This window comes from Streptomyces sp. NPDC088197 (assembly GCF_044741185.1).
Lineage (GTDB): Bacteria > Actinomycetota > Actinomycetes > Streptomycetales > Streptomycetaceae > Actinacidiphila.
Genome location: NZ_JBIUSD010000024.1, coordinates 1 through 24,237 on the forward strand (window position 1 = coordinate 1; position 24,237 = coordinate 24,237).

22 protein-coding genes are annotated in these 24,237 nt (G+C 71.4%); 15 read left to right on the top strand and 7 right to left on the bottom strand.

The window, feature by feature from the left end:
• The first annotated feature begins 382 nt into the window (after positions 1-382).
• Positions 383-1,426: a hypothetical protein gene (locus tag ACIOC1_RS33605; RefSeq protein WP_391049828.1), complete on the top strand. Its 1,044-nt coding sequence runs from the start codon at positions 383-385 to the stop codon at positions 1,424-1,426.
• 35 nt (positions 1,427-1,461) lie between these two features.
• On the opposite strand, the gene ACIOC1_RS33610 is transcribed toward ACIOC1_RS33605, so the two are convergent.
• Positions 1,462-2,430 (bottom strand): alpha/beta hydrolase fold domain-containing protein, encoded by a 969-nt coding sequence (locus tag ACIOC1_RS33610; protein ID WP_391049830.1) that lies wholly within the window; start codon positions 2,428-2,430, stop codon positions 1,462-1,464.
• Positions 2,431-2,690: 260 nt separating this feature from the next.
• Here ACIOC1_RS33610 and ACIOC1_RS33615 point away from each other — a divergent pair, with 260 nt between their 5' ends.
• The 4 genes from ACIOC1_RS33615 (at position 2,691) to ACIOC1_RS33630 (ending at position 6,200) form a co-directional block, all read left to right on the top strand.
• Positions 2,691-3,167, top strand: coding sequence for a MarR family transcriptional regulator (locus tag ACIOC1_RS33615; RefSeq protein WP_355349192.1), 477 nt, complete (start codon positions 2,691-2,693; stop codon positions 3,165-3,167).
• 290 nt (positions 3,168-3,457) lie between these two features.
• Entirely contained in the window at positions 3,458-4,495 is a 1,038-nt protein-coding gene (locus tag ACIOC1_RS33620) for a glycoside hydrolase family 11 protein (protein ID WP_401858224.1), read from the top strand.
• Positions 4,496-4,646: 151 nt separating this feature from the next.
• Positions 4,647-5,675: a polysaccharide deacetylase family protein gene (locus ACIOC1_RS33625; RefSeq protein ID WP_401858117.1), complete on the top strand. Its 1,029-nt coding sequence runs from the start codon at positions 4,647-4,649 to the stop codon at positions 5,673-5,675.
• Between the two features lie 183 nt (positions 5,676-5,858).
• Positions 5,859-6,200 carry a DUF5713 family protein gene (locus ACIOC1_RS33630; protein WP_355349186.1) on the top strand — a complete coding sequence of 114 codons (342 nt, stop codon included), beginning with the start codon at positions 5,859-5,861 and terminating at the stop codon, positions 6,198-6,200.
• 94 nt (positions 6,201-6,294) lie between these two features.
• Here ACIOC1_RS33630 and ACIOC1_RS33635 read toward each other — a convergent pair whose 3' ends face one another.
• Complete coding sequence (locus tag ACIOC1_RS33635) at positions 6,295-7,113, bottom strand: SDR family NAD(P)-dependent oxidoreductase (RefSeq protein ID WP_401858121.1); 819 nt, start codon at positions 7,111-7,113, stop codon at positions 6,295-6,297.
• Positions 7,114-7,200: 87 nt separating this feature from the next.
• Here ACIOC1_RS33635 and ACIOC1_RS33640 point away from each other — a divergent pair, with 87 nt between their 5' ends.
• A complete protein-coding gene (locus tag ACIOC1_RS33640; protein WP_401858124.1) occupies positions 7,201-8,052 on the top strand; it encodes a helix-turn-helix transcriptional regulator in 852 nt (283 codons plus the stop codon).
• Between the two features lie 32 nt (positions 8,053-8,084).
• Here ACIOC1_RS33640 and ACIOC1_RS33645 read toward each other — a convergent pair whose 3' ends face one another.
• Complete coding sequence (locus tag ACIOC1_RS33645; protein ID WP_401725492.1) at positions 8,085-8,978, bottom strand: helix-turn-helix domain-containing protein; 894 nt, start codon at positions 8,976-8,978, stop codon at positions 8,085-8,087.
• A gap of 457 nt (positions 8,979-9,435) precedes the next feature.
• Here ACIOC1_RS33645 and ACIOC1_RS33650 point away from each other — a divergent pair, with 457 nt between their 5' ends.
• The 6 genes from ACIOC1_RS33650 to ACIOC1_RS33675 all read left to right on the top strand — a co-directional run bounded on the left by ACIOC1_RS33650 (position 9,436) and on the right by ACIOC1_RS33675 (position 15,615).
• Positions 9,436-12,162 carry a ricin-type beta-trefoil lectin domain protein gene (locus tag ACIOC1_RS33650; protein ID WP_401858127.1) on the top strand — a complete coding sequence of 909 codons (2,727 nt, stop codon included), beginning with the start codon at positions 9,436-9,438 and terminating at the stop codon, positions 12,160-12,162.
• A gap of 300 nt (positions 12,163-12,462) precedes the next feature.
• Complete coding sequence (locus ACIOC1_RS33655) at positions 12,463-13,227, top strand: G1 family glutamic endopeptidase (RefSeq protein WP_355349171.1); 765 nt, start codon at positions 12,463-12,465, stop codon at positions 13,225-13,227.
• A gap of 190 nt (positions 13,228-13,417) precedes the next feature.
• Positions 13,418-13,735, top strand: coding sequence for a hypothetical protein (locus tag ACIOC1_RS33660; protein ID WP_355349168.1), 318 nt, complete (start codon positions 13,418-13,420; stop codon positions 13,733-13,735).
• Positions 13,736-13,871: 136 nt separating this feature from the next.
• The gene (locus tag ACIOC1_RS33665) at positions 13,872-14,207 is read left to right on the top strand and encodes a hypothetical protein (RefSeq protein ID WP_401725483.1); all 336 of its coding nucleotides are present in this window, start codon (positions 13,872-13,874) and stop codon (positions 14,205-14,207) included.
• A 93-nt stretch (positions 14,208-14,300) separates the two neighbouring features.
• A complete protein-coding gene (locus ACIOC1_RS33670) occupies positions 14,301-14,804 on the top strand; it encodes an N-acetyltransferase (protein WP_391049841.1) in 504 nt (167 codons plus the stop codon).
• A 64-nt stretch (positions 14,805-14,868) separates the two neighbouring features.
• Positions 14,869-15,615 carry a ribonuclease H gene (locus ACIOC1_RS33675; protein ID WP_401858132.1) on the top strand — a complete coding sequence of 249 codons (747 nt, stop codon included), beginning with the start codon at positions 14,869-14,871 and terminating at the stop codon, positions 15,613-15,615.
• 7 nt (positions 15,616-15,622) lie between these two features.
• Here the strand turns inward: ACIOC1_RS33675 and ACIOC1_RS33680 are convergent, their stop codons facing one another.
• Complete coding sequence (locus ACIOC1_RS33680; protein WP_401858227.1) at positions 15,623-16,753, bottom strand: nitric oxide synthase oxygenase; 1,131 nt, start codon at positions 16,751-16,753, stop codon at positions 15,623-15,625.
• Between the two features lie 336 nt (positions 16,754-17,089).
• Here ACIOC1_RS33680 and ACIOC1_RS33685 point away from each other — a divergent pair, with 336 nt between their 5' ends.
• Complete coding sequence (locus tag ACIOC1_RS33685) at positions 17,090-17,518, top strand: nuclear transport factor 2 family protein (protein WP_391161855.1); 429 nt, start codon at positions 17,090-17,092, stop codon at positions 17,516-17,518.
• A gap of 24 nt (positions 17,519-17,542) precedes the next feature.
• On the opposite strand, the gene ACIOC1_RS33690 is transcribed toward ACIOC1_RS33685, so the two are convergent.
• Both ACIOC1_RS33690 and ACIOC1_RS33695 read right to left on the bottom strand, forming a co-directional pair.
• Positions 17,543-18,502, bottom strand: coding sequence for a D-2-hydroxyacid dehydrogenase family protein (locus ACIOC1_RS33690; RefSeq protein ID WP_401858135.1), 960 nt, complete (start codon positions 18,500-18,502; stop codon positions 17,543-17,545).
• Between the two features lie 56 nt (positions 18,503-18,558).
• Positions 18,559-19,242, bottom strand: a complete 684-nt coding sequence (locus ACIOC1_RS33695) for a TetR/AcrR family transcriptional regulator (protein WP_401858138.1) — start codon at positions 19,240-19,242, stop codon at positions 18,559-18,561.
• A gap of 119 nt (positions 19,243-19,361) precedes the next feature.
• Here ACIOC1_RS33695 and ACIOC1_RS33700 point away from each other — a divergent pair, with 119 nt between their 5' ends.
• Positions 19,362-20,357 carry an SDR family oxidoreductase gene (locus ACIOC1_RS33700; protein WP_401858141.1) on the top strand — a complete coding sequence of 332 codons (996 nt, stop codon included), beginning with the start codon at positions 19,362-19,364 and terminating at the stop codon, positions 20,355-20,357.
• A gap of 12 nt (positions 20,358-20,369) precedes the next feature.
• Here the strand turns inward: ACIOC1_RS33700 and ACIOC1_RS33705 are convergent, their stop codons facing one another.
• The gene (locus ACIOC1_RS33705) at positions 20,370-22,157 is read right to left on the bottom strand and encodes a glycoside hydrolase family 76 protein (RefSeq protein WP_401858143.1); all 1,788 of its coding nucleotides are present in this window, start codon (positions 22,155-22,157) and stop codon (positions 20,370-20,372) included.
• Between the two features lie 575 nt (positions 22,158-22,732).
• On the opposite strand from ACIOC1_RS33705, the gene ACIOC1_RS33710 reads away from it, so the two are divergent.
• Positions 22,733-24,088: a M20/M25/M40 family metallo-hydrolase gene (locus ACIOC1_RS33710; protein WP_391049854.1), complete on the top strand. Its 1,356-nt coding sequence runs from the start codon at positions 22,733-22,735 to the stop codon at positions 24,086-24,088.
• The last annotated feature ends 149 nt before the right edge of the window (positions 24,089-24,237 follow it).

The window sequence follows — 24,237 nt, forward strand, 5'->3', positions numbered from 1 at the left end:
TGCGGTGCAGTCCTAGACAGCTCCACCACACCGGAGGTCTTCGCCATGATCAAGCACCGGGACATGTCAACAACGCTCGTGATCAATACAGCTAGTCCCTAACGGCAGCGGCTCGCGCACCTGGCGCCTTTCTGCCCGGCACCGCCATCCCCGGGCAGGGAGGCGCCCCGCCATGTCCGGGCCCCGGCGGCCCGCGCGGGCGGACGGTCCGATTCCGCCCGCCGCGGCGGCGGAGTCCGGCCGACCCGTCGGGAAACCCTTCCGGCGTGGCGCGCGAAACAGGGTGGCCGATCGCCGGAGCAGGTGATCTGATGGACGTCGGGGACTGCCGACGCGGGGGCGCGGCGGCACCGAAGAGCCGGTCGAGGACAGGGGCGGGTCGATGTCGCAGGGGGATCCTGCCGGAGCGGTGCCGGAGTTGGAACCGCGGTCGGGCGCGGGGACCGACGAAGAGCACAAGAGCCAGTTGCTCGTACGGGAAGCGCTCTCGGTCATCGGCGCGGTCGTCCAGACGCTGATGGGACTCGTCGCCGACCTCCAGGCGTGGTGCGCGGTCCTGGAGCGCCGGGCGAATGAGGCGGTCGGCATCGACGCCCCGCCGCGGCGCAGGGAACTGGCCGACCACCAGGACCGGTTGGTCGCCGCGGAGTCCCTGCTGGCCAGAGCCCGCAGGGAACGAGAGGCGGCGGAGGAGCTGGCCGTCGGCGTCCGGCGGTCGGCCGTGGAGCAGGGCCGGGCCCGTACGCGACCTGGCCCGTCCCGCACCCCGGTCGTGGACGACGGTCCCGGCTCCGGGGCCGACGAGGGCTCCCGGGTGGGCGCCGCGATCGCCCGGCTGCGGGAATTCGACCTCGCGCTGGAGAGCGCCGACGAACAGCTCGAGGCGTACGACGCTCGGGCCGCCGCCGTACGCGTACTCGTGGAGCCCGGCCCCGAACCGGGTCCGGCCGACGACACCGCCGACGCCGTGACCGGATCGGCCGCGACGCCGAAGACGGCGGACGGCCGCGCGGACGGCTACTCGAAGGACGACCGGGAGACGGACGAGGCGGACCCGCCGGAGGACCGCAAGCCGCCGGCCCCGGTCTGGACGACCTGGTGCACCGTCCTGACCGGCTGCGGCCTGCTGCTCGCGGCCATACTGGCCGGCACCAGCTTCACCTACGCGCGCTGGGAGCACCCGGGCGCCGAGGCCGTGACCTGGTACGCGATCGGTGACCTGCTCGCCCTGTGCGTCGTCGTCTTCGTCGGCCTGATGGTGCTCGGCACCCTCGTGGAGCGCTACGAGCTGTCCACCCTGGGGGAGACCTCACTCGTCCTGGCGATCCTGCTGGTGGTGCCCGTGCTCGGGGTGGGGATGTGGCACCCCGAGGCGTTCGGCCATATGGGCATGTGGGGACGGTCGTTGGCGCGCTCGCTGGTGTGAGGCGCAGGCGAGCGCGTCGCGGGCCGCCGTGACGGTCAGTCGGTGCCGAGCGCTGAACGCAGCACGGTGACCGCCTGGTTGATCGCACCCTCCGCGGCCTGCGTGCCGCGCAGCGCGTTGAGCATCACGAAGTCGTGGATGATCGCGGGGTAGCGGGTCGCGGTGACGGCGACACCCGCCTGCCGGAGCTTGTCGGCGTACGCCTCGCCCTCGTCGCGCAGCACATCGGCCTCACCGGTGACGACCAGCGCGGGCGGCAGCCCGGTGAGCTGTTCCGTGGTGGCGCGCAGCGGGGACGCGGTGATCTCGGCGCGCTGCGCGGGGTCCTTCGTGTACTGGTCCCAGAACCACTGCATGCCGTCGCGGCGCAGGAAGTAACCGGTCGCGAACCGGTGGTACGAATCGGTGTCGAAGCTCGCGTCGGTGACCGGGTAGAACAGCACCTGCTGGACGAGCGGCACATCACCGCGCTCCTTGGCCATCAAGGTCAGCGCGGCGGCCATGTTGCCGCCGACCGAGTCACCGGCGACCGCGATACGGCTCGCGTCCAGACCCTTGGCCGCGCCGTCGGTGACGACCCAGCGGGCGACGGCGTAGTTCTGCTCGATCGCGACCGGGTAGCGGGCCTCGGGGGACAGGTCGTACTCGGGGAAGACCACCGCCGCGCCGACACCGGCCGCCAGTTCGCGCACCAGCCGGTCGTGGGTGTGGGCGTTGCCGAACACCCAGCCCGCGCCGTGGATGTAGAGGATCACCGGCAGCGTTCCGACGGCGCCCTTGGGACGGACGACGCGCACCCGTACGGACTCGGTCGGGCCGTCCTCGACGGTCACCCACTCCTCGTCCACCTCGGGCGCGTCGATCTCGCCGGACTGCACCTCGTCGACCGTCTTGCGGCCCGCCACGGGGCCGAGATCGAACAGATACGGCGGGTTGGCCGTGGCGGCGGCGAATTCCGCGGCGGCCGGTTCCAGGACGGGTGCTGCGGGAGTGGACTCGGACATGACGGGGGCTCCTCGTGGGACGGAAGGGGAGGGACGGACGGTGTGGGCGTCGGCTCCGGGCGTGCTCCGGGCCGGCGCGTCGTGGTGGATCGTGCTCGGCCGTGCCCTGTCGTGCTCGGCAGGGAGAGCCGACCACACCCCAGAAGACTAGGACACGATTAGCTCGCGTACAAGCTAATCGTGCGCGTTGAAATTGCCTCATGGTGAAGCTAGGCTGATCGGTCGACCCCGTCACCCGTCCCCGAGGAGGGCCAGCCCGCATGGACAGCACGGAAGCCGCCGACGCCGAGCCCGCGTTCACCCTGCTCCTGGACGACCAGCTCTGCTTCGCGCTGTACGCGGCCTCCCGTGCGGTCACCAGCCGCTACCGTCCGCTGCTGGACGAGCTCGGCCTCACCTATCCGCAGTACCTGGTGCTGCTGGTGCTCTGGCAGCACGGCGACGTCCCGATCAAGGACGTCGGCGCCGCCCTGCAACTCGACTACGGCACCCTCACCCCGCTGATCAAGCGGCTGGAGGCGGCCGGTCTGGTCCGCCGCGAGCGCAGTGCCGAGGACGAGCGCACCGTCCGCGTCATCCTCACCGAGCGGGGCGACGCGCTGCGCGACCGGGCCCGCGACGTACCCCCCGCGATAGGCGCGGCGATGGGTCTGTCGCCCCGGGAGACCGAGGCCGCCATGACCCTGTTGCGCCGTCTCGCGGACAACGTCTCGGCCGACCTCGCCCGCCGGTCGTAGACCTCGCGCCCGCACTCGGAAGGCTTTCCGAAACATTCGGGATTTCATCCCCTTGGGGGTGATCTCGCGGGTCGGCGGTTTTGTGGGTCAACCAATTCCTCCGGCTATTGATGCGCGTCTGCCTGCGGAAACGACTGGTGCCGTACGCCTGACTGGTGGCGAAGCTTTCGTAATCGGTGCCGAAAGTGTTGACACGTGACGTGCTCCGCTCAACACTGTCGCGGCAGACGGTCCTCACGAGACGAGGAGGAAGCACGCACATGAACGACGCACCCGCACCCGCACCCGACATGAGCCGCAGACGGCGGCCGTTAGGGCTGCTCAGCCGTTTCCGGCTGCTCATCAGCGGCGCCTGCGCGATAGCGCTGGTCGGCGTGGCCGCGCTCATCCTGCCCGGCACCGCCAACGCCGACACGATCATCACGTCGAACCAGACCGGCACCAACAACGGCTACTACTACTCGTTCTGGACCGACGGCGGCGGATCCGTCTCCATGAACCTGGGCTCCGGCGGCAACTACAGCACCTCGTGGAGCAATGCCGGCAACTTCGTCGCAGGCAAGGGCTGGGCCACCGGCGGACGCCGGAGCGTCGCCTACTCGGGCAGCTTCAACCCCTCGGGCAACGCCTACCTGTCGCTGTACGGATGGACGACGAATCCGCTGGTCGAGTACTACGTCGTCGACAACTACGGCACCTACCGGCCGACCGGCACGTACAAGGGCACGGTCACCAGCGACGGCGGCACGTACGACATCTACGAGACGACTCGGGTCAACGCCCCGTCGATCGAGGGCACCCGGACCTTCAACCAGTACTGGAGCGTCCGGCAGTCGAAGCGGACCGGCGGCACCATCACCACGGGCAACCACTTCGACGCGTGGGCCAGCCACGGGATGAGCCTCGGCAGCTTCAACTACATGATCCTCGCCACCGAGGGCTACCAGAGCAGCGGCAACTCCAACATCACGCTGGGAAGCACCGGCGGCACCACCGGAGGGTCGACCACGGGTGGTTCGACCACCGGCGGGTCCACCACCGGAGGCTCCACCGGAGGCGGGGGCAGTTGCACGGCCGCGCTGTCTGCCGGCGAGCAGTGGAGCGACCGCTACAACCTCAACGTCTCGGTCTCGGGCTCCAGTTCGTGGACGGTGACGATGAACGTCCCGGTGCCGGAGAAGATCATCGCGACGTGGAACATCAACGCCACGTATCCCAGCGCCCAGGTCTTGACCGCCAAGCCCAACGGCAGCGGCAACAACTGGGGCGTGACGATCCAGACCAACGGCGCCTGGACCTGGCCGACGGTCTCGTGCAGTCCGAGCTGACGCCGTACGCCGGTACGCGCGTAGCCCGTACGCCCGTATCCCCGGACCGTGTTGCCCGGTACCGCGTTTCCCGGCACCGCGTGTACCGGTACCGCGTGGCCCCGTCATCCCCCCACGGAGTTCGCAACGCCACCACAAGGAGGCCCCCCACATGCGAACCAGACCGCACATGTCATTGCGTTCCCTGATCACGGGACTTGCCGTCGCCGCCACGGCGGTGGCGAGCGTCGTCACCTTCACCGTCGACGCCACCCCGTCGCACGCCGCCACCTGCAACGGGTACGTCGGACTCACCTTCGACGACGGTCCGTCCAACGACCACACCCCGAGCGTCCTCAACGCCCTTCGGCAGAACGGCCTGCGGGCCACGATGTTCAACGAGGGACAGTTCGCCGCGTCCTATCCGTCCCAGGTCCAGGCCGAGATCAACGCGGGGATGTGGGTCGGCAACCACAGCTACACCCACCCCCACCTGATCCAGGAGAGCCAGGCCCAGATCGACTCGGAGGTCTCCAGGACCCAGCAGGCCATCGCCGCGGCGGGCGGCGGCACACCGAAACTGTTCCGTCCGCCGTACGGCGAGACCAACGCGACCTTGCAGTCGGTCGAGGCCAAGTACGGTCTGACCCAGGTCATCTGGGACGTCGACTCGCAGGACTGGAACGGCGCGAGCACCGACGCGATCGTGCAGGCCAACGCCCGGCTCACCAACGGCCAGATCATCCTCATGCACGAGTGGCCCGCGAACACGCTCGCCGCGATCCCGCGGATCGCGCAGGGCCTGGCGAGCCGCGGCCTGTGCGCGGGCATGATTTCCCCGCAGACCGGCCGCGCCGTCGCCCCCGACAGCGGCGGTACGAGCGGCGGCGGGACCGGCGGCACCACCGGAGGCACGACCGGGGGCGGTGGCGGGGGCAGTTGCACCGCGACCCTCTCCGCCGGTCAGCAGTGGAGCGACCGGTACAACCTGAACGTGGCGGTGTCCGGGTCGAGTTCGTGGACGGTGACGATGAACGTTCCCGCGCCGGAGAAGATCATCGCGACGTGGAACATCAACGCCACGTATCCCAGTGCCCAGGTCTTGACCGCCAAGCCGAACGGCAGCGGCAACAACTGGGGTGTGACGATCCAGACCAACGGCGCCTGGACGTGGCCGACGGTGTCGTGCAGTCCGAGCTGACCTGAGCCAGCCCGCGACGAGCGGCGCCGGACCGCGCTGAAGCGCGGGCTCACGCGACCGGGGCGCGGCGGCCGACGGCCGTCGCGCCACCGGCGTTGTCAGTGGTGTGGTGCACGATCGGAGACGTCGGACATTCCACACTGGACGCGGGGCTGATCCAGGGCAGAAGGGGAGGGCGTCGCCATGACGATCACCAACCAGCAGGTCAAGGAACGGGCGTTCCTCGAGGTGCTGTACGAGGACGAGTATTTTCCCGACCACGTCCTCGACAAGGGGAAGGCCATCCTGCTGGACCTGTGCGAGCGGATCGAGGCGGAGCGGCCCGCGGACCTGAAGGCGCTGTACGCGCTGACGGCGGTCGCGACGGAGCGGTTCAACGCTCTGGAGGCGGAGTTCGACGCCGCGGGCAGCGAGATCGAGACCGTCGCACGGGAGGAGATAGGCGGGGACATCTGGTTCGTGGCGACGGCCTACGGCTTCGAGGACGCGGACGTCGAGGAACTGATCGCCGCCCGCGAGTGGTGACGGCCCGAGTGGCACCGCCGCCCGCCGCCCGGTGACACCCGCCGATAACCGGTGACATCCGCCGACGACCGGTGACGGCCGCGGGCCGCGCGGCTCAGGCCGCCGCGCCGCCGTCCACCCGCAGGACGGTGCCCGTCACGTAGGACGCGCGGTCGCTGAGCAGCCAGGCGGCGGCCTCCGCGATCTCGGCGGGGTCGGCGGCCCGGCGCAGCGGGGTGTGCGCCGTGATCCGGTCGAGCAGACCGGGGGACTCCGCCGCCCAGGCGTGGATCATCTCGGTCAGTGTGCCGCCGGGAGCGATGGCGTTGACGCGGATGCCCTCGGGACCGTATGTGACGGCGGCCGACTCGGTGAGGCTGTTGACCGCCCGCTTCATCGCGCCGTAGGCGGGCAGTTCGGGGTTGCCCCGCAGGCTGCCGACGCTGGAGTTGTTGACGATGGCGCCGGTCCCCGCGGTCGCCCGGATCGCGGCGACCTCGGCGGCCATCGCGAGCCACGGACCCCGGAGGTTCACGGCGTAGAGGCGGTCGAAGGCGGCTTCCGGTACCTGGTCCAGCGGGCCGGGGGACGCGTTCGTGGCGCCGTTGTTGAAGGCGACGTCGAGGCGGCCGAACCGCTCCACCGTACGGTCGACCGCCGCGCGTACGCTCGCCGCGTCGGCCAGGTCGCACACCACGTGGTCGGCGGTGCCGCCCGCCGCCCCGACCTGCTCGGTCACGGCCTTGAGCTGCGCCTCGGTACGGGCCGCGAGCATGACGCGGGCGCCCTCGCGGGCGAAGAGCAGGGCCGCGGCGGCGCCGATGCCGCGACCCGCGCCGGTGATGAGGGCGACCTTGTCCGCCAGCAGCCCGGTGGCGGCGCCGGTCGCGGTGGTGTCGGTGGTGGGTGTGTCGACGTTGGGTGTGGTGTTCATGGCATCGAGCGTGCGCCGGACCGCCGGGCGCAGCCAGGCACCGGCTGTACCTGGCTGCGCCCGGCGGCACACGAGCACACTGGAGAGGTGGACAGACGAGAACTGGCCGACTTCCTGCGCAGCAGACGCGAGCGGATCACCCCTGCCGAGGTGGGGCTGCCCGCCGGGACCCGGCGCCGCACGCCGGGGCTGCGCCGCGAGGAGGCGGCCCAGCTCGCCTTCATCTCGACCGAGTACTACACGCGGCTCGAACAGGCCCGCGGCCCCCGCCCGTCCCGCGAGGTCCTGGCGGGGCTGGCCCGTGCGCTGCGGCTGACGGACGTCGAGCGCGACCATCTCCACCACCTCGCGGGCGCCCCGCCGGGACCGCCCGCAGGACCCTCGCGCGAGGTGCGCCAGAGCATCCTCGACCTGCTGGACCGCCTGCCGCAGGCCGCGGCGACCGTGATGTCCGCGACCGGAGAGGTCATCGCCTGGAACGACCTGGCGGCGGCCCTCATGGAGGACTTCTCCGCCCTGCCGCGCCGCGACCGCAACTTCGTCCGCCGCGCCTTCCTCGGACCGCACCGGCAGGGGCAGCGGCTGTACGGGGTGTCGGACGTGGACCGTTTCGCGAGCAACGCCGCCCAGCGGCTGCGTACCGTCGCCGCCCGCTACCCCGACGACCCCGAGGTGACGGAGCTGGTGGCCGAGCTGCGGGCCGGGAGCGCGGAATTCCGCGAGCTGTGGGCCTCCCACGACGTGCGCAGCGAGCCCACCCTCCGCAAAACCTTCCACCACCCGCTGGTCGGGCCGGTCACCGTCAACTGCGACGTCCTGGACATCGCCGACCGGGACCAGCAGGTCGTGATCTACACCGCGACGCCCGGCTCGCCGTCCGAGGAGGCACTTCGGCTGCTGTCCGTCATCGGCACCCAGCGCATGGACGTGACCGGCTGAAGCCACCGCCCGGCCGGGTGCGGGCCGGCGTGTCAGCCGAGCGGGTGCTCCTCAGCGGCCGATGCGGGGGTGCCACCCGCCGGGAGGTGGGACGCGGCCCACGAGGCGAGGAAGCGCAGGCCCTCGTGGGTACGGCTGCCCGGCTCCGCGGTCCAGACGATGAGCTGCTGGTCGGGGTCGGTACTCGCGGTCAGGGTGTCCCAGTCCAGACTGAGCTCCCCGGCGACGGGATGGCGCAGGGCCTTGGTGCCCACGCTGAGCGTGGCGACCTGATGGGTGGCCCACCACTGGCGGAACTGCTCGTCCTGCACGGACAGTTCACCGACCAGTTCGACGAGCCCCGGGTCGTCGGGGTACTTGGCGGCCTCCATCCGCAGCTGCGACACGCAGGTGCGCGCCACTTTCTCCCAGTCCGCGTAGAGCGATTTCATCGACGGATCGGTGAAGATGATCCGCACGTAATTCCGGTGCTTTTCCGGGATGGCCGAGAAATCGGTGATGAGCGCCGAGGCGAGCGAATTCCACGCGATGATATCCATGCAACGGCCCATGACAATGGCGGGTGTCGCACCGAGGTCGTCCAGAAGCCGTCGCAATTGCGGCTGGACTTTCTGCCGGGTGCGGCGGCGCGGTCGCACGAGTGTCTTCCCGGCCAGCCCGAAGAGGTAGTCGCGCTGGTCGTCGTCCAGTCGCAGCACCCGGGCCAGGGCGGCCAGCACGGACACCGAGGCATGGATACGGCCCTGCTCCAGGCGGGTGTAGTAGTCGGTGCTGATCGCGGCGAGCTGCGCCACTTCCTCCCGGCGCAGCCCGGGCACCCGCCGGGGTGTACCGGGGTCCGGCAGCCCCACGGTGCGCGGGCCGAGCTCGGCCCGCCGGGCCTTCAGGAACTCGCCCAGCTCATTCATGTGCGCGTCGCCGGTCATGCCAGCCATTGTCGCACCGGCGGCCCGCCGCGTGCGGGGGAGAGTTTCCTCCCCGGATGACCTCCTCCCGTGAGCCGGCGCTCCCTTTTTCGTATTCCCTTGAGGTATGTGATCACGGCCGTCGAATGGCCGCGGCGGTGAGACGGCCGATCACCGGGCGCCGAAGGCCCATTCCCCGGCCGACCGGGCCGCGCTGATCAACTCCCGCCTTCACCCGCTCCCGACTTCGCCACTCCCGCTCTCACCGCTCCCGTTCTCTCCGCTCACGCCCCCGCTGATCCACTTCGAGCGCCGTGCGACGGCGCGGCCCGCTGACGACGACTGCCGACGTTTGTTTCTGTTTTCTTCGTTCGCCATATTGACCAAGAAGTGAACATGACAACACACTGAACGCCATCCCCCCACGGTGAAGGGTTCAGTCATGTTACGAACATGGAGATTTGCCCCGTTGTGGGTCATGGGGCTGCTCATCGCACTGCTGACCGTCGGCGTCGCCCCCGCGGACGCGGCCACCACCACGATCACGGTGGACGGGACACAGGGCGGCCGGACCTTCGACGGCATCGGCGCGATCAGCGGCGGAGGCGGGAACTCCCGGCTGCTGACCGACTACCCGGCCGCGCAACAGGCGCAGATCCTCGACTACCTGTTCAAGCCCGGCTACGGCGCGAACCTGCAACTGCTGAAACTGGAGATCGGCGGCGACGCCAACTCCACCGACGGCTCGGAACCGTCGATCGAACACGTCAAAGGCCAGATCAACTGCGACGCCGGATACGAATTCTGGCTCGCGGAACAGGCCAAGGCCCGCAATCCGAGCCTCGGTCTCTACGGCCTCGCCTGGGCCGCGCCCGGCTGGATCAACGGCGGCTTCTGGTCCACCGACACGATCAACTACCTGATCTCCTGGCTCGGCTGCGCCAAGCAGCACGGCCTGACGATCAAGTACCTCGGCGGCTGGAACGAGCGCGGGCACGACGTCAACTGGTACGTCCAACTGCGAGCGGCGCTGAACACCGCCGGATACTCCGGTGTGCAACTCGTCGCCGACGACAGCGGCTGGGGCGTGGCCGACGACATGGCGAACAACGCCGCGTTCAACAACGCCGTCTCGATCATCGGCACGCACTACTCCTGCGCGGGCGGCGACGGCGGCAGCGCCGACACGTGCAGCAGCACCGCCGCCGCGCAGAACAACGGCAAGCCGCTGTGGGACAGCGAGAACGGCTCGCAGGACATGAATACCGGAGCCCCCGCCCTGATCAGGGCCATCACCCGCGGCTACACCGACGCCAAGATGGTCAGCTACTTCAACTGGCCGCTGCTCGCCGCGATCTACCCCAATCTGCCGTACAACACGGTGGGTCTGGCCACCGCCAACTCGCCCTGGTCGGGGAACTACACCATCGGCGCCAGCACCTGGGCCACCGCCCAGGTCACCCAATTCACCCAGCCCGGCTGGAAGTTCATCGACTCCGCCTCCGGCTACCTCGGCGGCGCCGAGTCCAACGGCACCTACGTGACGATCAAGTCGAACACCACCTCCGACTACTCCACCGTGCTGGAGACCACGACCGCCACCGCCGCGCAGACCGTGAACCTCCACGTCCAGGGCGGCCTGTCCACCGGCGCCGTGCACGTCTGGGCCACCCAGGTGAACGCGCCGACCGCGGCCACCTCCTTCGTCCACACGCAGGACATCATCCCATCGGGCGGCTCGTACTCCCTGACGCTGCAACCCGGTTACGTTTACACGGTCACCACGACCACCGGCCAGGGCAAGGGCACCGCCACCGGCCCGGCGGCGCACGCGCTGCCGCTGCCGTACTCCGACACCTTCGACGCCGCCGCCACCAACACCGAGGCCCGGTATCTCTCCGACATGCAGGGCTCCTTCGAGGCGCGGCCCTGCGCCGGCGGACGGACGGGGCAGTGCGTGCAGCAGGTGGCGCCGGTCAAGCCGATCGAATGGCAGGAGGACTCCGACGCGTTCACCCTCGTCGGCGACACGACCTGGTCGAATTACACGGCCGGAGTCGACGTCAACCTCCAACAGGCGGGCAGCGTGACCCTGTTGGGCCGGGCGGGTACCCAGTCGCGGCCCCAGAGCCACCAGGCTGCCTACCAGTTGCGGCTCTCCAACACCGGAGCCTGGTCGATCGCGAAGAGCACCAGCTCGGGCAACCTCAGCACGCTGACGTCCGGGAGCCACGCCGCGCTCGCGCTCAACACCTGGCACACCGTGACGATCGGCTTCTCCGGCGACCAGATCACCGCGACCCTCGACGGCGCCACCCTGGGCACCGTCAACGACGGCTCGTACGCCAGCGGTCAGGTCGGTTTCGGTGTCGTCGGCTACCAGACCGACCAGTTCGACAACCTCGCGATCACCCCGAAGGCCGCGGGCGACGTCAGCGGCTTCCTCAAGGACCGGCACTCCGGGATCTGCGCCGACGTGCCCGCCCGCGGTCAGGCCAACGGCACCGTGGTCACCCTGTGGGACTGCAACGGGGACACCAACCAGACCTGGACCGCCACCCCCGCCAAGCAACTCATGGTCTACGGCACCAAGTGCCTGGAGGCGGCGGGCGGCGGCACCGCGGACGGCACGGCCGTCGACATCTCCGACTGCACCGGCGCCACAGGTCAGCAGTGGAACGTCAACGCGGACGGCAGCGTCGTCAACGTCGGCTCGGGCAAGTGCCTCGACGTGACCGGCGCCGGCACCGCGAACAGCACCCCGCTCGAACTGTGGACCTGCAACAACGGGGCCAACCAGAAGTGGGACCGCGGCGCCGTCGCGGCCTCCCTCACCGGCCAGGACTCCGGCCGCTGCGTGGACGTGCCCGCCGCGAGCCAGGCCGACGGCACGAAACCCGCGCTGTGGGACTGCAACCGCGGCAATCAGCAGACCTGGACGTCCACCGCCACCAACCAGTTGACCGTCTACGACACCAAGTGCCTGGGCACCATCGGCCACGCCACCGCGGACGGCACCGGCCTGGAGATCAACGCGTGCGACGGCAGCGCCGCCCAGCAGTGGCGGGTCCGCTCCGACGGCACGGTCGTCAACGTGGCCTCCGGCACCTGCCTGGACGCCGTCGGTACGGGTACGGCCAACAGCACGCCGTTGGACATCTGGACCTGCAACAACGGCGGCAACCAGAAGTGGGCGCGCAACTGAGCGATGCCGGAGGCCGGTTCTCGCAGGTCCGCCGCGCGTGAGGCCGTCCCCGCGTCCGACACCCGGACGCCGGGACGGCCCCCTTTTCACCCCTGTTCGAGTGCCGTGGAGATCAACTGGACCTGCCCACAAGGCGACTTGGCGTGAGTTTTGCCGATCGTTTGATTCCGCCTGCACCTACGCGCCGCGCTTGTCAGCACACTGTCAAGCACCACTGGTGCCACGCACCCCTCAGGGGTCACACACCCCTCCGGTCGCGCCGGTGACACCTGTACCGCGAGACCCGCGAGAAGGAGCAGCATGTCGGCAACAACGCGCATCACCGCCGTATCCGCCGTGGCCGCAGCAGTCCTGTCCGCCCTCGCGACCGCGCCCTCCGCGGTCGCCTCGGCCGACTCATCGGTCCGCCTCACCCCCATGGGCAGCCACCGCCTGATCGGCCCGAACAGCCGCATCGTGCACAGCACCAGTTCCAACTGGGCCGGTTACGCGGCCACCGGCTCCACCTTCACCAGCGTCTCCGCGAGCTGGGTCCAGCCGTCGGTCACCTGCACCGGCGCCACTACGTACTCCTCGTTCTGGATAGGTCTCGACGGCGACGGCAGCAACTCCGTGGAGCAGACCGGGACCGAGGCGGACTGCTCCGGCGGTCGCGCCGTGTACTCCTCGTGGTACGAGATGTACCCGGCCTATCCCGTGAACTACTCCAACGCGGTGAGCCCCGGCGACCACTTCACCTCGACGGTCTCCACCAACGGCAGCGGCTCGTTCACGCTCACCCTCAGCGACACCACCAAGAACTGGACGAAGACCACCAAGAAGACGCTCCAGGGCGCCTCCCTGGCCTCCGCGGAGATCATCGCCGAGGCGCCGTCCAGCTCCACCGGCGTCCTGCCGCTCGCGCACTTCAGCACCGCGTCCTTCACCAACGCCACCGCCAACGGCCAGGCGATCGGCACCTACGGCCCCGACAAGATCAACATGGCCTCCGGCAGCACCACCAAGGCGACCACCTCCGCGCTCTCCGGCGGCAACGCCTTCAGCGTCACCTGGAACCACAGCTAGCCCCAGCGCCTCCGGACGCCCACCGCGCAGGTGACCGCGCCGTACGGACTCCGGCACCGCGCACGGCTCCTCCGTCCGGATGACGTACCCACGTCAGTCGTACCGCGAGGTGCCCGACACGCCGTACGCCGGCGGGCCGGGCACCTCGCGGGTGGGATGGCGGGCGGCGGAACGGGCAGACGTAACCCTCATGACCACCTATGTTGTGACCGTCCCCGGCACCTTCCTCGACGCGCCGACCGCCGAGGCCCGCTCGACGCTCGTCCGGGCCCTGCGCCCCGTCGACCCGCAGAGCACGGACTTCGGCGAGGACGAGGAGCTGGACATCCTGACGATGTACGGCGACTCCAGCGCCTTCAGCGTGCGCGTCGCGGTCGACGCCGACAATCCGCCCGCCGCCGAGGGGGCCGCGCGCGACCTCGTCAACGACGCGCTCGGCGTCGCGGGCTTCACCGAGGAGACCGCCCGGCTCGGCGACCCCGTCATCACTGGCATCGACGCGGAGTGAACGGGCCCGCGGGCGCGGCGGGCCGGTCCCCGACGACGGTCCGCCGCCGCTGTCCGCGCGCCTGCGGAACCGAGTACGGGAACTCACGCGCCCGCCACCGCCCGGCGGGCATGATCGTGGGCATGACCCGAGCCCGATGCCGCAGAGCCGCCCTCGTCCTCCCGCCGTCGCTGACCGCCGTGGCGGCGCTCGCGCTGACCGGCTGCGGCACGCGGACCGTGGACAGCGCGGGGGCCGAAGCGCCGTCCGGGCGGCCCACCGCGGCCGTCACCTCCGCCTCGGCCTCGTCGCCCTCGGCTACGCCCCCGACTCGGTCAGCGTCTCGGCCTGCGGCTCCACCCATGTGGGCTTCGTCGTCGACCACACCCCGATCTGCCTCAAGGGCGCGCTGAACACGGCCGTCACCGAGGTCGACGCCTTCGCCGGTTACGCCGACGGCACCGGCTGCCAACAGCCGCAGGGCGGTCACTGACCGCCGACGGGCCTTCGCGGAGCGTCCGCCGCCACGTCGCGGCGGCGATAAATCCGGTGCGGTGCGACGTTCCAGCGCGCTAGCCTCCGCCGCATGACCTGGCTGCCCGCTGACTTCGTCCACCCCGTCCGCGTCCCCGTGCCCGGCGGCCACCATCTGCGCCCGATCGCCGGATCCGACACCGCGCTCGACTACCCCGCGGTGATGGGCTCGCGCGACCGCCTCTGGTCGATCTTCGGCCCGGCCTGGGGCTGGCCGCCCGCCGACATGACGTACGAGGCCGATCTCGCCGATCTCGAACGGCACGCGACCGAGATCGCCGCGCACCAGTCCTTCAACTACGCGCTCTTCGACGACGCGAACACCGCGCTGCTCGGCTGTGTCTACATCGACCCGCCGGAGAAGGCGGGCGCCGACGCCGAGATCTCGTGGTGGGTGGTGGACGACCGGGTGGGCACCGACCTGGAGCGGGCGCTGGACGCCCTGGTGCCGCGCTGGATCGCGGAGGACTGGCCCTTCGAGCGCCCGCGCCACATCGGCCGTGACCTGTCGTGGAAGGAGTGGCTCGCCCTGCCGGACCACTCGCCCGAGCCGTAGCCCCCCCTCACCCCTGCCGGGGCGCCTCCTCGGGCCGGGGCCGTACGACCGTCCGCGGGCTGGCATGATCTCTGGCATGGCAGAACGCATCATCGCCGCGTGTGACGGGGCATCGAAGGGGAATCCGGGACCGGCCGCGTGGGCCTGGGTGATCGCCGACGGTACGGGGGAGCCCGACCGCTGGGAGGCGGGCCCGCTGGGCACGGCCACCAATAACGTCGCGGAACTCACCGCCCTGCTCCGGCTGTTGGAGACCGTCGACCCCGCCGTGCCGATGGAGATCCGGATGGACTCCCAGTACGCGATGAAGGCGGTCACCACCTGGCTGCCCGGTTGGAAGCGCAAGGGCTGGAAGACCGCCGCGGGCAAGCCCGTCGCCAACCAGGAACTCGTCGCGGGCATCGACGCGCTGCTCACCGGCCGTGACGTCGAGTTCACGTATGTCGCCGCCCACCAGGTCGACGGCGACCGGCTCAACGACTACGCCGACCGCGCCGCCAGCAACACCGCCATCACCCAGCAAGCCTCGGGCACCCGCTACGACTCCCCGCCGCCGCCCCGCAACCCCGACACCCCCCGCGCCTCGTCCGCCCCCAAGCGCAAGCCCTCCGGAGGCGGAAGCGGCAACGGCGGCGGGACCGGGACAGCGAGCGCCGCCACCGGCACCACGTCCGCCTCCTCGCGCACCCTCAACGCCAAATTCCCCGGCCGCTGCCGCTGCGGCCGCTCGTACGCCGCGGGCGAGCCGATCGCCAAGAACCCCGACGGCTGGGGCCACCCGGAGTGCCGCGACCAGGGCGGAACGCGGTAGCGCCGGATCAGGCGTACGAGGCGCCGTCCGCCGCCTCCCGCGGGTGGCGGACGAAGCCGGGGCTGAGGACGCGGTCGTCGTAGGTGCGGTGGAAGACCGGGGTGGTGGCGCCGGACATGGGCGGGACGATCCAGGCCCAGTCGGCCTGGACCTCGCGGCCCTTGCGCCGCTCGCGGTCGAGGTGCTGGAGGAAACGTTCCGCCTCGGTGTGGTGGTCGGCCAGGGTGACTCCGGCGCGGTCGAAGGAGTGCAGGACGGCGCGGTTGAGCTCGACCAGGGCGCGGTCCTTCCACAGGGAGCGGACGCTGCCGGTGTCGATGCCGAGACTGTCCGCGACGCGCGGCAGGAGGTCGTAGCGGTCGACGTCGGCCAGATTGCGGGCGCCGATCTCCGTCCCCATGTACCAGCCGTTGAAGGGCGCCGCCCCGTAGCAGACGCCGCCGATCTCCAGGCACATGTCGGAGACGGCGGGGACCGCGTGCCAGCGCAGTCCCCACTGGGCGCTCCAGGGGCGCTCGGGGTGGTCGAGCGGCACGTGCAGGACGGCGTCGGAGGGCAGATCGAACAGCCGGGGCTTGTCGTCGACGCCCTCGACGATCAGCGGGAGCACGTCGAAGGCGGTACGCGGGCCGCCGGGCCAGCCCAGCCGCGCCGCGAGGCCGGTGATGTCCGCGGTGCGCGGATCACCGGTGACCGTGCCGTCGGCCGCCCGGTATCCGGCGTAGCGGATGAGCTGCTCGTTTCTGATCCGCGGACCGCGCCGCTCGGGGGTGTCAGGGGCGAAGACCGAGATCAGCGGCCTGATCCGGCCGCCGTTGGTGGCGATCCGCAGATGCGTCGCGCACTCCTCGGCGATCTCCTCCGCCTCCGTGACGTGCCGTAGGTCGCGCACCTGCAAGGACCGCCAATAGAGCCGCCCGATGCAGCGGTTGCTGTTGCGCCACGCGACCCGCGCGCCGAACGCCAGCTCCGCCGCGGTGTGTTGATACGTGCCTGTGTCGCCGATCTCCGCGCGCACCGCCGTGAGCCTGCTGTCCAGGTCGCCCGCGGCGGGCTCCTCGCTGTGATAGAGCCGCAGGAACTCCTCGGCCTTGCGCCCGAGTTCACGCGCCGCCCTGAGCTTCGCGCGCCCCGCCATCACATCGACGGGGGCCGCCGGTGGCAGTGGCTCGCGCCCCGCGTCGTCCTGCCCTGCCGTGTCGCGCTGCCGGAGTCCCGGTCTGTTCAGGATTCTGAGTATCACAGGCACCTCGGATCGACGAAGGGCTGACCTCGATCGACGGTCCCGGAATTCACCCCCCGGTGTGACACGACCGTCGGCAGTGATCACAGTTGGCCGGACTCCGTCCGAACCGCGTCGCCTTCTGCCCGCCGACACGTCCGGGTCCGACCGCCGCCGGACCGTACGGCGGCGGTCGCGTGCGCACTACGCTGGCAGACCGGTCGGGACGGGCCCGGCCCGAGAGGAGTCCCGTTGCCGCTCACCACCGAGGACCGCGTCGCCGTCACCGAGCTGATCCACCTGCACGGCCACCTCTTCGACGGCGGTGAACTCGACCGGCTGGACGAGCTGTTCACCGCCGACGTGGTCTACGACGTGAGCGACTACGGCGGCGGAGCGCTCGTCGGCATCGCGGCTGTCCGGGAGGCGGCGCTCACGCTCGGCGACCGCAATCCCGTCGCCCACCACGTCACCAACGTCGTCATCACCGAACTGCCCGACGGCGCTGTCCGCGTCCGGTCCAAGGGCTTCGGCGTCAACACCGACGGCACGTGCGGGAGTCTGACGTACGACGACCGGGTGACGCGCGGCGCGGACGGCTGGCGGATCAGCCACCGTACGCTGCTGGCCCGGCGGATCCCGCTGAACGGCGTCGGCCGGGAGCCGGGACCCAGCGCCTGAGCCGACCCCCCCTTCACCTCGGCGTCAGTCGAGGCGACGGACCGGCGCGCCCGCCAGATACGCCCGGATGTCCTCGACCGCCTGCCCGTAGTACGTACGGTAGTTGGCCTCGGTGACATAGCCGAGGTGCGGTGTGGCCAGCAGCCGGGGCGTGGAACGCACGGGGTCGTCGGCCGGAAGCGGCTCGATGTCGAAGACGTCCAGACCCGCTCCGGCGATCCGGCCCTCGCGCAGGGCGGCGAGCAGCGCCGCCTGGTCGACGATCGCCGAGCGCGAGGTGTTCACCAGATACGCGGTCGGCTTCAGCAGCGCCAGTTCCGCCGCGCCGATCAGGCCGCGACTGCGCTCGCCCAGGGCGAGGTGGACGGAGACGAAGTCGCTGGTGGCCAGCAGTTCCTCCTTGGTGGCCAGGCGCGCCGCACCGACCTCGGCCGCCCGCTCCTCGGTCAGATTCCCGCTCCAGGCCACCACATCCATGCCGAAGGCGAGCCCGACGGCCGCCACCCGCCCGCCGATCCTGCCGAGCCCGAGCAGACCGAGCCGCGCGCCGTGCAGGTCGGCGCCGACCGTCGTCTGCCAGGGGCCGCCCGCGGCGAGGTTGGCGCTCTCCGGCACGATGCCCCGTGCCAGTCCCAGCAGCAGCGCCCACGTCAGCTCGACCGGCGGGGTGCCGGCGCTCTCCGTACCGCACACGGTCACGCCGTGCTCCCGCGCGGCGGCGTAGTCGATCACCGAATTGCGCATCCCGGAGGCGATCAGCAGCTTCAGCCGGGGGAGCGCGGCCAGTACCGAGGCGGGGAAGGGCACGCGCTCGCGCAGGGTCACGACGATGTCGAAGTCGGCCAGGGCCGCGACGAGTTCGGCCTCGTCCGCGACATGATCGGGGAAGCCGACGACCTCGACCTCGTGGGTCAGCGAGGACCAGTCGGCGAGCGTCGTGGCGACGCCCTGGTAGTCGTCCAGCACGGCGCAGCGCAGTCGCATCTCGGTCTTCTCTCCGTCAGGGTGCGGGGGTCGAGGGCTTGGACGGTGTCCCGGCGCTACTCGGGCACGCGGCGTGCCAGCAGCCCGCTGGCCAGGACTTCCAGCGTCTCGCGGACCGTCGCGGCGAAGTCCAGCCGCAGCGCCTCGAGCGCCGGGTCGGCGTCATAGGCGGCCAGCATCGCCGCCGACGGGTGGGCGTGCGTCCACACGGCGCCCGTGACCATCACGGCCGCGCCCGCGTACCGCAGCGCGTCGCCCTCGCCCAGTTCCGGCACGTGCCGCCGTACGAGGTCGGCCAGCGCGTACACGTTCCGGACGGCGGTGCGCTTGTAGTCGGCGGCGACCTCGGGCGAGACATTGCGCTCCAGCACGGCGGCCTGGGCGCCGGTCAGGTCGCAGAACACCGGGCGGACCGCCAACGACCCGGCGAGGACGGCCGCCACCTGGTCGCCGCGGTGCCGGGGCGGCGCGCCGGGGTCGACCTCGTCGTCCAGTTCGGGTCCGAGGTGCGCCAGCCACTCCCGGAAGGCGACGTCGAGCAGTTCGAGCAGCACGGCCTCGCGGGACTCGAAGTAGCGCAGCACATTCGACTTCGCCAGGCCGACGCGGCGGCTCAGCTCGTTGAGGCTGACCTCGGCCACCGGCATCTCGGCGAGCATCGCGGACGCGGTGTCCAGGATCGCCTGGCGGCGCTGGGCGCGCTGCTCCTCGCTGCGGGCGCGCTGGAAAGTCGTGGGCATGCCCACATTCTACGGACCTGCGGTCTGTTGTTATCGGACCGCCGGTCTGATAGCGTGAAACGTAACAGACCACCGGTCCTTTATTGAGGTGTCCCGGCACGGACGCCGAAGGAGTCACCATGTATGTCGTCCCCGACCTGACCGGCCGGAAGGCCGTCGTGACCGGCGCCAACAGCGGCACGGGCAAGGAGGCCGCCCGCCGCCTCGCCGCCGCGGGAGCGCAGGTGATCATGGCCGTACGCACCCCGGAGAAGGGGGAGCGGGCCCGCGCCGAGATCCTGGAGCGGCACCCGGACGCCCGCCTGGAAGTGCGCCGCGTCGACCTCGCCGACCTGGCGTCGGTCCGCGCGTTCGCCGACGGCGTGCTCGCCGACCCCACCCCGCTCGACCTGCTGGTCAACAACGCGGGCGTGATGGCCCCGCCGACCCGGATGACCACCGCCGACGGCTTCGAGCTGCAATTCGGCAGCAATTTCCTCGGCCCGTTCGCCCTGACCGTCCGGCTGCTGCCCGCCCTGCTCGCCACCACCGCGCCGCGCGTGGCGACCATGAGCAGCGGCACGGCCGCCTACGGGCGGATCGGCTTCGACGACCTCCAGTGGGAGCGGCGCCGCTACCGCCCGAATCTCTCGTACGCCCAGTCCAAGCTCGCCGACCTCATCCTCACCCGGCAGTTGGCCGCCCTCGCCGCCGACCGCGGCTGGAATCTGCTGAGCACCGCCGCCCACCCCGGCTACACCACCACCAACCTGCAAACCGCGGGCGCGAGCCTGGGCGGCGAGCCGTCACGGCTGCACAGGCTCGGAAGGCGGCTGGACTTCCTGCCCCGCCAAGGGGTCGAGCAGGGCACGGAACCGCTGCTGTTCGCCGCGGCCGATCCCGGCGCCGTCGCGGGCGGCTACTACGGCCCGGGCCGACGCCTCGGCCTGGTCGGCCCGACCACGACCGCGCGCATCACCCGCAGAGCGCTCGACGCCACGACCAACGCCCGGCTGTGGGCGGCGGCCGAGCGCCTGACCGGTGTCACCGTGCCCGAGACCGCGCCGACCGGGACGACCGGGCCAGGGAGGACCATGCGCGAGACGACCGCGCCCGCGACCCCGCCCGGAGCCTGATACCCGTGCCGCTCAGCCCGCCGCCAGCAGCGCGCTGAGCGCACTGGCCTGCGTGCGCCAGTCGCGCACATTGGGATGGTCCGTGCTGCCCTGGCCCGACCAGCGCTCGCCGAGACGGTTGAGCGAATCGCGGTCCGCCGACCAGATCGAGTTGCCCTGGGTGGTGGCGAAGCCGCGATAGGCGCCGCCGGTCGCGCCGTTGAGGTCCTGGAGGTAGCGCATGAAGACGCCCTTGAACTGCTTGGCGTTGTCGTCGCAGGTCGCGTTCAGCGCGTCGCACTGCTCGGTGAGCAGCCCCGAGGTGACCAGCGACGGTGCCGCGACCGCGGCGTCGGCCAGTTGGCGCGCCTTCGCCAGCGCCGTACCGTCACCCGTGGCCCGCCAGATCTCCACCGCGGCCCCGATCGCCAGGCCCTGGTTGTAACTCCACACGGTCTGGCCGTTGTTGGCGCAGGTACCGGTCAGCCCGTCGTTGACCAGCCCGGACGCGTTGATCAGACCGCTGTTCCTCAACCAGTTCCAGGACGTGGTCGCCCGGCCCAGCCAGGTCGTGTCCCCGCTGATCCGGTTGTGCAGCTCCGCGGTCAACCGCACGTACAGCCCGTTGGTCACCGCGTTCTTGTACGTCCGCTCGCGGTCCCACCACACCCCGCCCCCGCAGGTGCTCGTGTCCCACAGCCCGTTGACGTACGTGGCGATCGTGACGGCCTCGTTGAGATACGTGACGTTGCCGGTCAGGTCGTAGGCGTCGATCCAGGCCAGGGCCCACCACTCGGCGTCGTCGGTGGCCCGGCTGATGAAGTCGCCGTCGATCGGGTCGGAACTGCGGGCCCCGGCGGGGAAGGCGGCCTTGTTCACCTGGAAGGTGCGCGCCACCACCCACAGATAGCGGGTGTCGCCGGTCTGCCGCATGTAGTCGATCACCGTGCTGAGCGCCACCGCGGAATTCCACCAACTCGACGGCCAGTAGGCGGTGTTCGGGTCGTAGGAGTACATGAGGGCGTCGGCCGCCGCCGCGCTGCGGACCGTCGTCGGCCGCGCCCACGCGGTGCAGCTCCCGTTCTGGCCCTCGACGGCCCGGCCGCAGGCGCGCACCGCGCCGCCGTAGAGCTTGCCGAGCGGATCGGAGGTGTTGAACTCCGCTGTCCTGGTGCCCGACGCGCCGGACGGCACGGATGTCCGCCCCTTCGACGATCCGTCGGGCCAGCTCGCGCCGCCGTCCCACGAGCGGTCGAGCCAGATCTCGTCGCCCGCGCCGCCGCCGGAGACCGTGCCCCAGGCCATCCCCGAGTTGTCCATGTGCAGCGCGATGGTCCGCCCGTTGAGCGTCGCGTCCGCCACCGGCCGGGTGTCACCGGTGCCCGTGGACACATCGGCGCCGTCGCAGCGCGCGGCACACACGCTCAGCCGCGCCCAGCCCGTACAGCCCACGCCCTGCGCGTCACCGCACGCCCGCAGTACGGCGCGCCGGTGGTGGGTGGGGTCGTAGAGGTTGTACATCAGGGTGCGCGTGCCGGTCCAGGTCGACGGGATCGAGGCCCTGCCCAGCAGCCCGTCCCAGGTCGTCCCGCCGTCCCACGAGCGGTCCAGCCACACCGAGTCGTTGAGCTGTCCCGCGTCGATGGACGCCCAGGCCATGCCGTCGGCGTCCGAGACGTGCAGCGAGACCCGGCGGCCGTTGAGGGTCTTGTCCGCCACCGGGAAGGTCTCCTGCCCCGCCAGTGACGGGTCGCGGGTGTCGCAGTAGAGCGCGCACACGGCCGTGGCGTCGCTCGGCGCGGCGAGCGCGACCGGCGACACCGTAAGCGACGGCTCCGTGGACGCCAGCGCCGTGGGCACAGGCCCCGTGGACGACCGTCCCGTGTGCGACGACCCCGCAGCCGCGGAGGGCGACGAGCCGCCCGCAGGCGAGGCCGATGCGATGCCCGGCTGCGCGGCCAGGACGAGCAAGGCGAGGAGAAGAACGCGCCACAACCACCGTCTGCTCACACGACACCCCTGTCCGGGACCGGGCGGAACGGGTCACGCCGCGCTCGACCGCACGGCACGGCAACTCCGGTCGAAGCGCGGGCACTTCACCGTTTCTCACGTTACATTTCCACATTGAGACAGCGTTGTCATGCACAGTCAACCCCTTGGGTCACCCGCGTCCCACGGCAACCGTCCGCCGCGGCCACCGTGGCCCGTTCGGCCCATTAACGGCTGCGCCTCACCCGGACAGTCGACAGAGTGCTCGAAAGGACCGTCATGGCCCTGACCGCACCGGGGATTTCGGACGGCAGGGCGCGTCGGACCACGGAAGCGATCGCACGACAGCGTGACCGCGCCACGGAGCGGTCGGAAGACAGAGAACTCGGGATGAGGAGCACGCCGGTATGGATCTCGCCGCCACCGTCGACAGTCTGATGGAACAGCTCACCGCCGACCTGGTGCGGCTCGCCGAGATTCCCTCGATCGCCTTCCCGGGCTACCCCGCCACGGAGGTGAACCGGGCGCACGACCTGCTGGTCGAGCTCCTGAGGGACGCCGGGGTCGAGCACATCGAGCGGATCGACCTGCCCGACACCTCACCGGTCATCTACGCCGAGATCCCGCCGCCGACCCCGGACGCGCCGACCGTACTGCTCTACGGGCACTACGACGTCCAGCCGTCCGGCGACGAGTCGGCCTGGCAGTCGCCGCCCTTCGAGCCCACGCCCATCGAGGGCGGCCTGCGGGCCCGCGGCATCGCCGACGACAAGTCGAACGTCATGGCCCACCTCGGCGTCCTGCGCGCGTACGGCGGCCGGCCGCCGACCGGCGTCAAGATCGTGCTGGAGGGTCAGGAGGAGTACGGCAGCGCCTTCGACGACTACCCGCCGACCGACCCCGAGCGCTTCGCCTGCGACGCCATGGTCATCGCCGACATGGGCAATCTGCGGCCCGGCACCCCCACCCTGACCACGGGTCTGCGCGGAGTCGCCGAGGTCGTCGTGGAGGTGCGGACGCTCGCCGAGGCCCGGCACAGCGGCGAATTCGGCGGCGCCGCGCCCGACGCGCTGCTGGCCCTCATCCAGGCGCTCGCCTCGCTGCACGACGCGGCCGGTGACGTCACGGTCGAAGGGCTGCGCCGCGAGCCGTGGGACGGGGCCTCGTACACCGAGGAGGAGTTCCGCGCGCTGGCGACCGTGCCCGACGGCACACCGCTGATCGGCACCGGCAGCCTCGGCGAGCGGCTGTGGAGCGGCCCTGCCGTCACCGTGATCGGCATGGACACCCCCACCGTGGACGGCGCCGCGTCGGCCGTGGTGCCGTACGCGCGCGCCAAGCTCAATCTGCGCGTGCACCCCTTGCAGGACCCGAAGGAGGCCACCGACGCGCTGGTCAGGCACCTGCGCGAGCACCGGCCCTTCGGCATCGAGCTGACCGTGACCCCCAGCGACGCGGGCCCCGGCTTCGAACCGGCCACCGACGGCCCCGCCTACCGCGCCGCCCGCACCGCGCTGCGCGAGGGCTGGGGCGAGGAGGCCCAGCTCGCCGCCAGCGGCGGCTCCATCCCGCTGGTCAACGGCCTCGCCAAGGCCGTGCCCCACGCGGAGGTGCTGCTCTTCGGAGCCCAGGACAGCATGTGCAATCTGCACGCCCCCAATGAGCGGGTGCTCTTCTCCGAGCTGCGCGGCGCCGTCATCGCGGAGGCGGCCTTCCTCCGGGAGTACGCGGCGGACTTCCGCGCGGCGGGCGGGGCGCGGTGAGCGGCGATACGGCGCCCGGCGCCGACGCGGCCGATGCCAACGGATCCACCGCGTACCGGGACACCGGGACGGCGGGGACCGCGGACGGGGACTCCGCCGGCGGCTCCGGCTCCGGCACGACGGGTGACGGCGATCCGGGCCGACAGCCG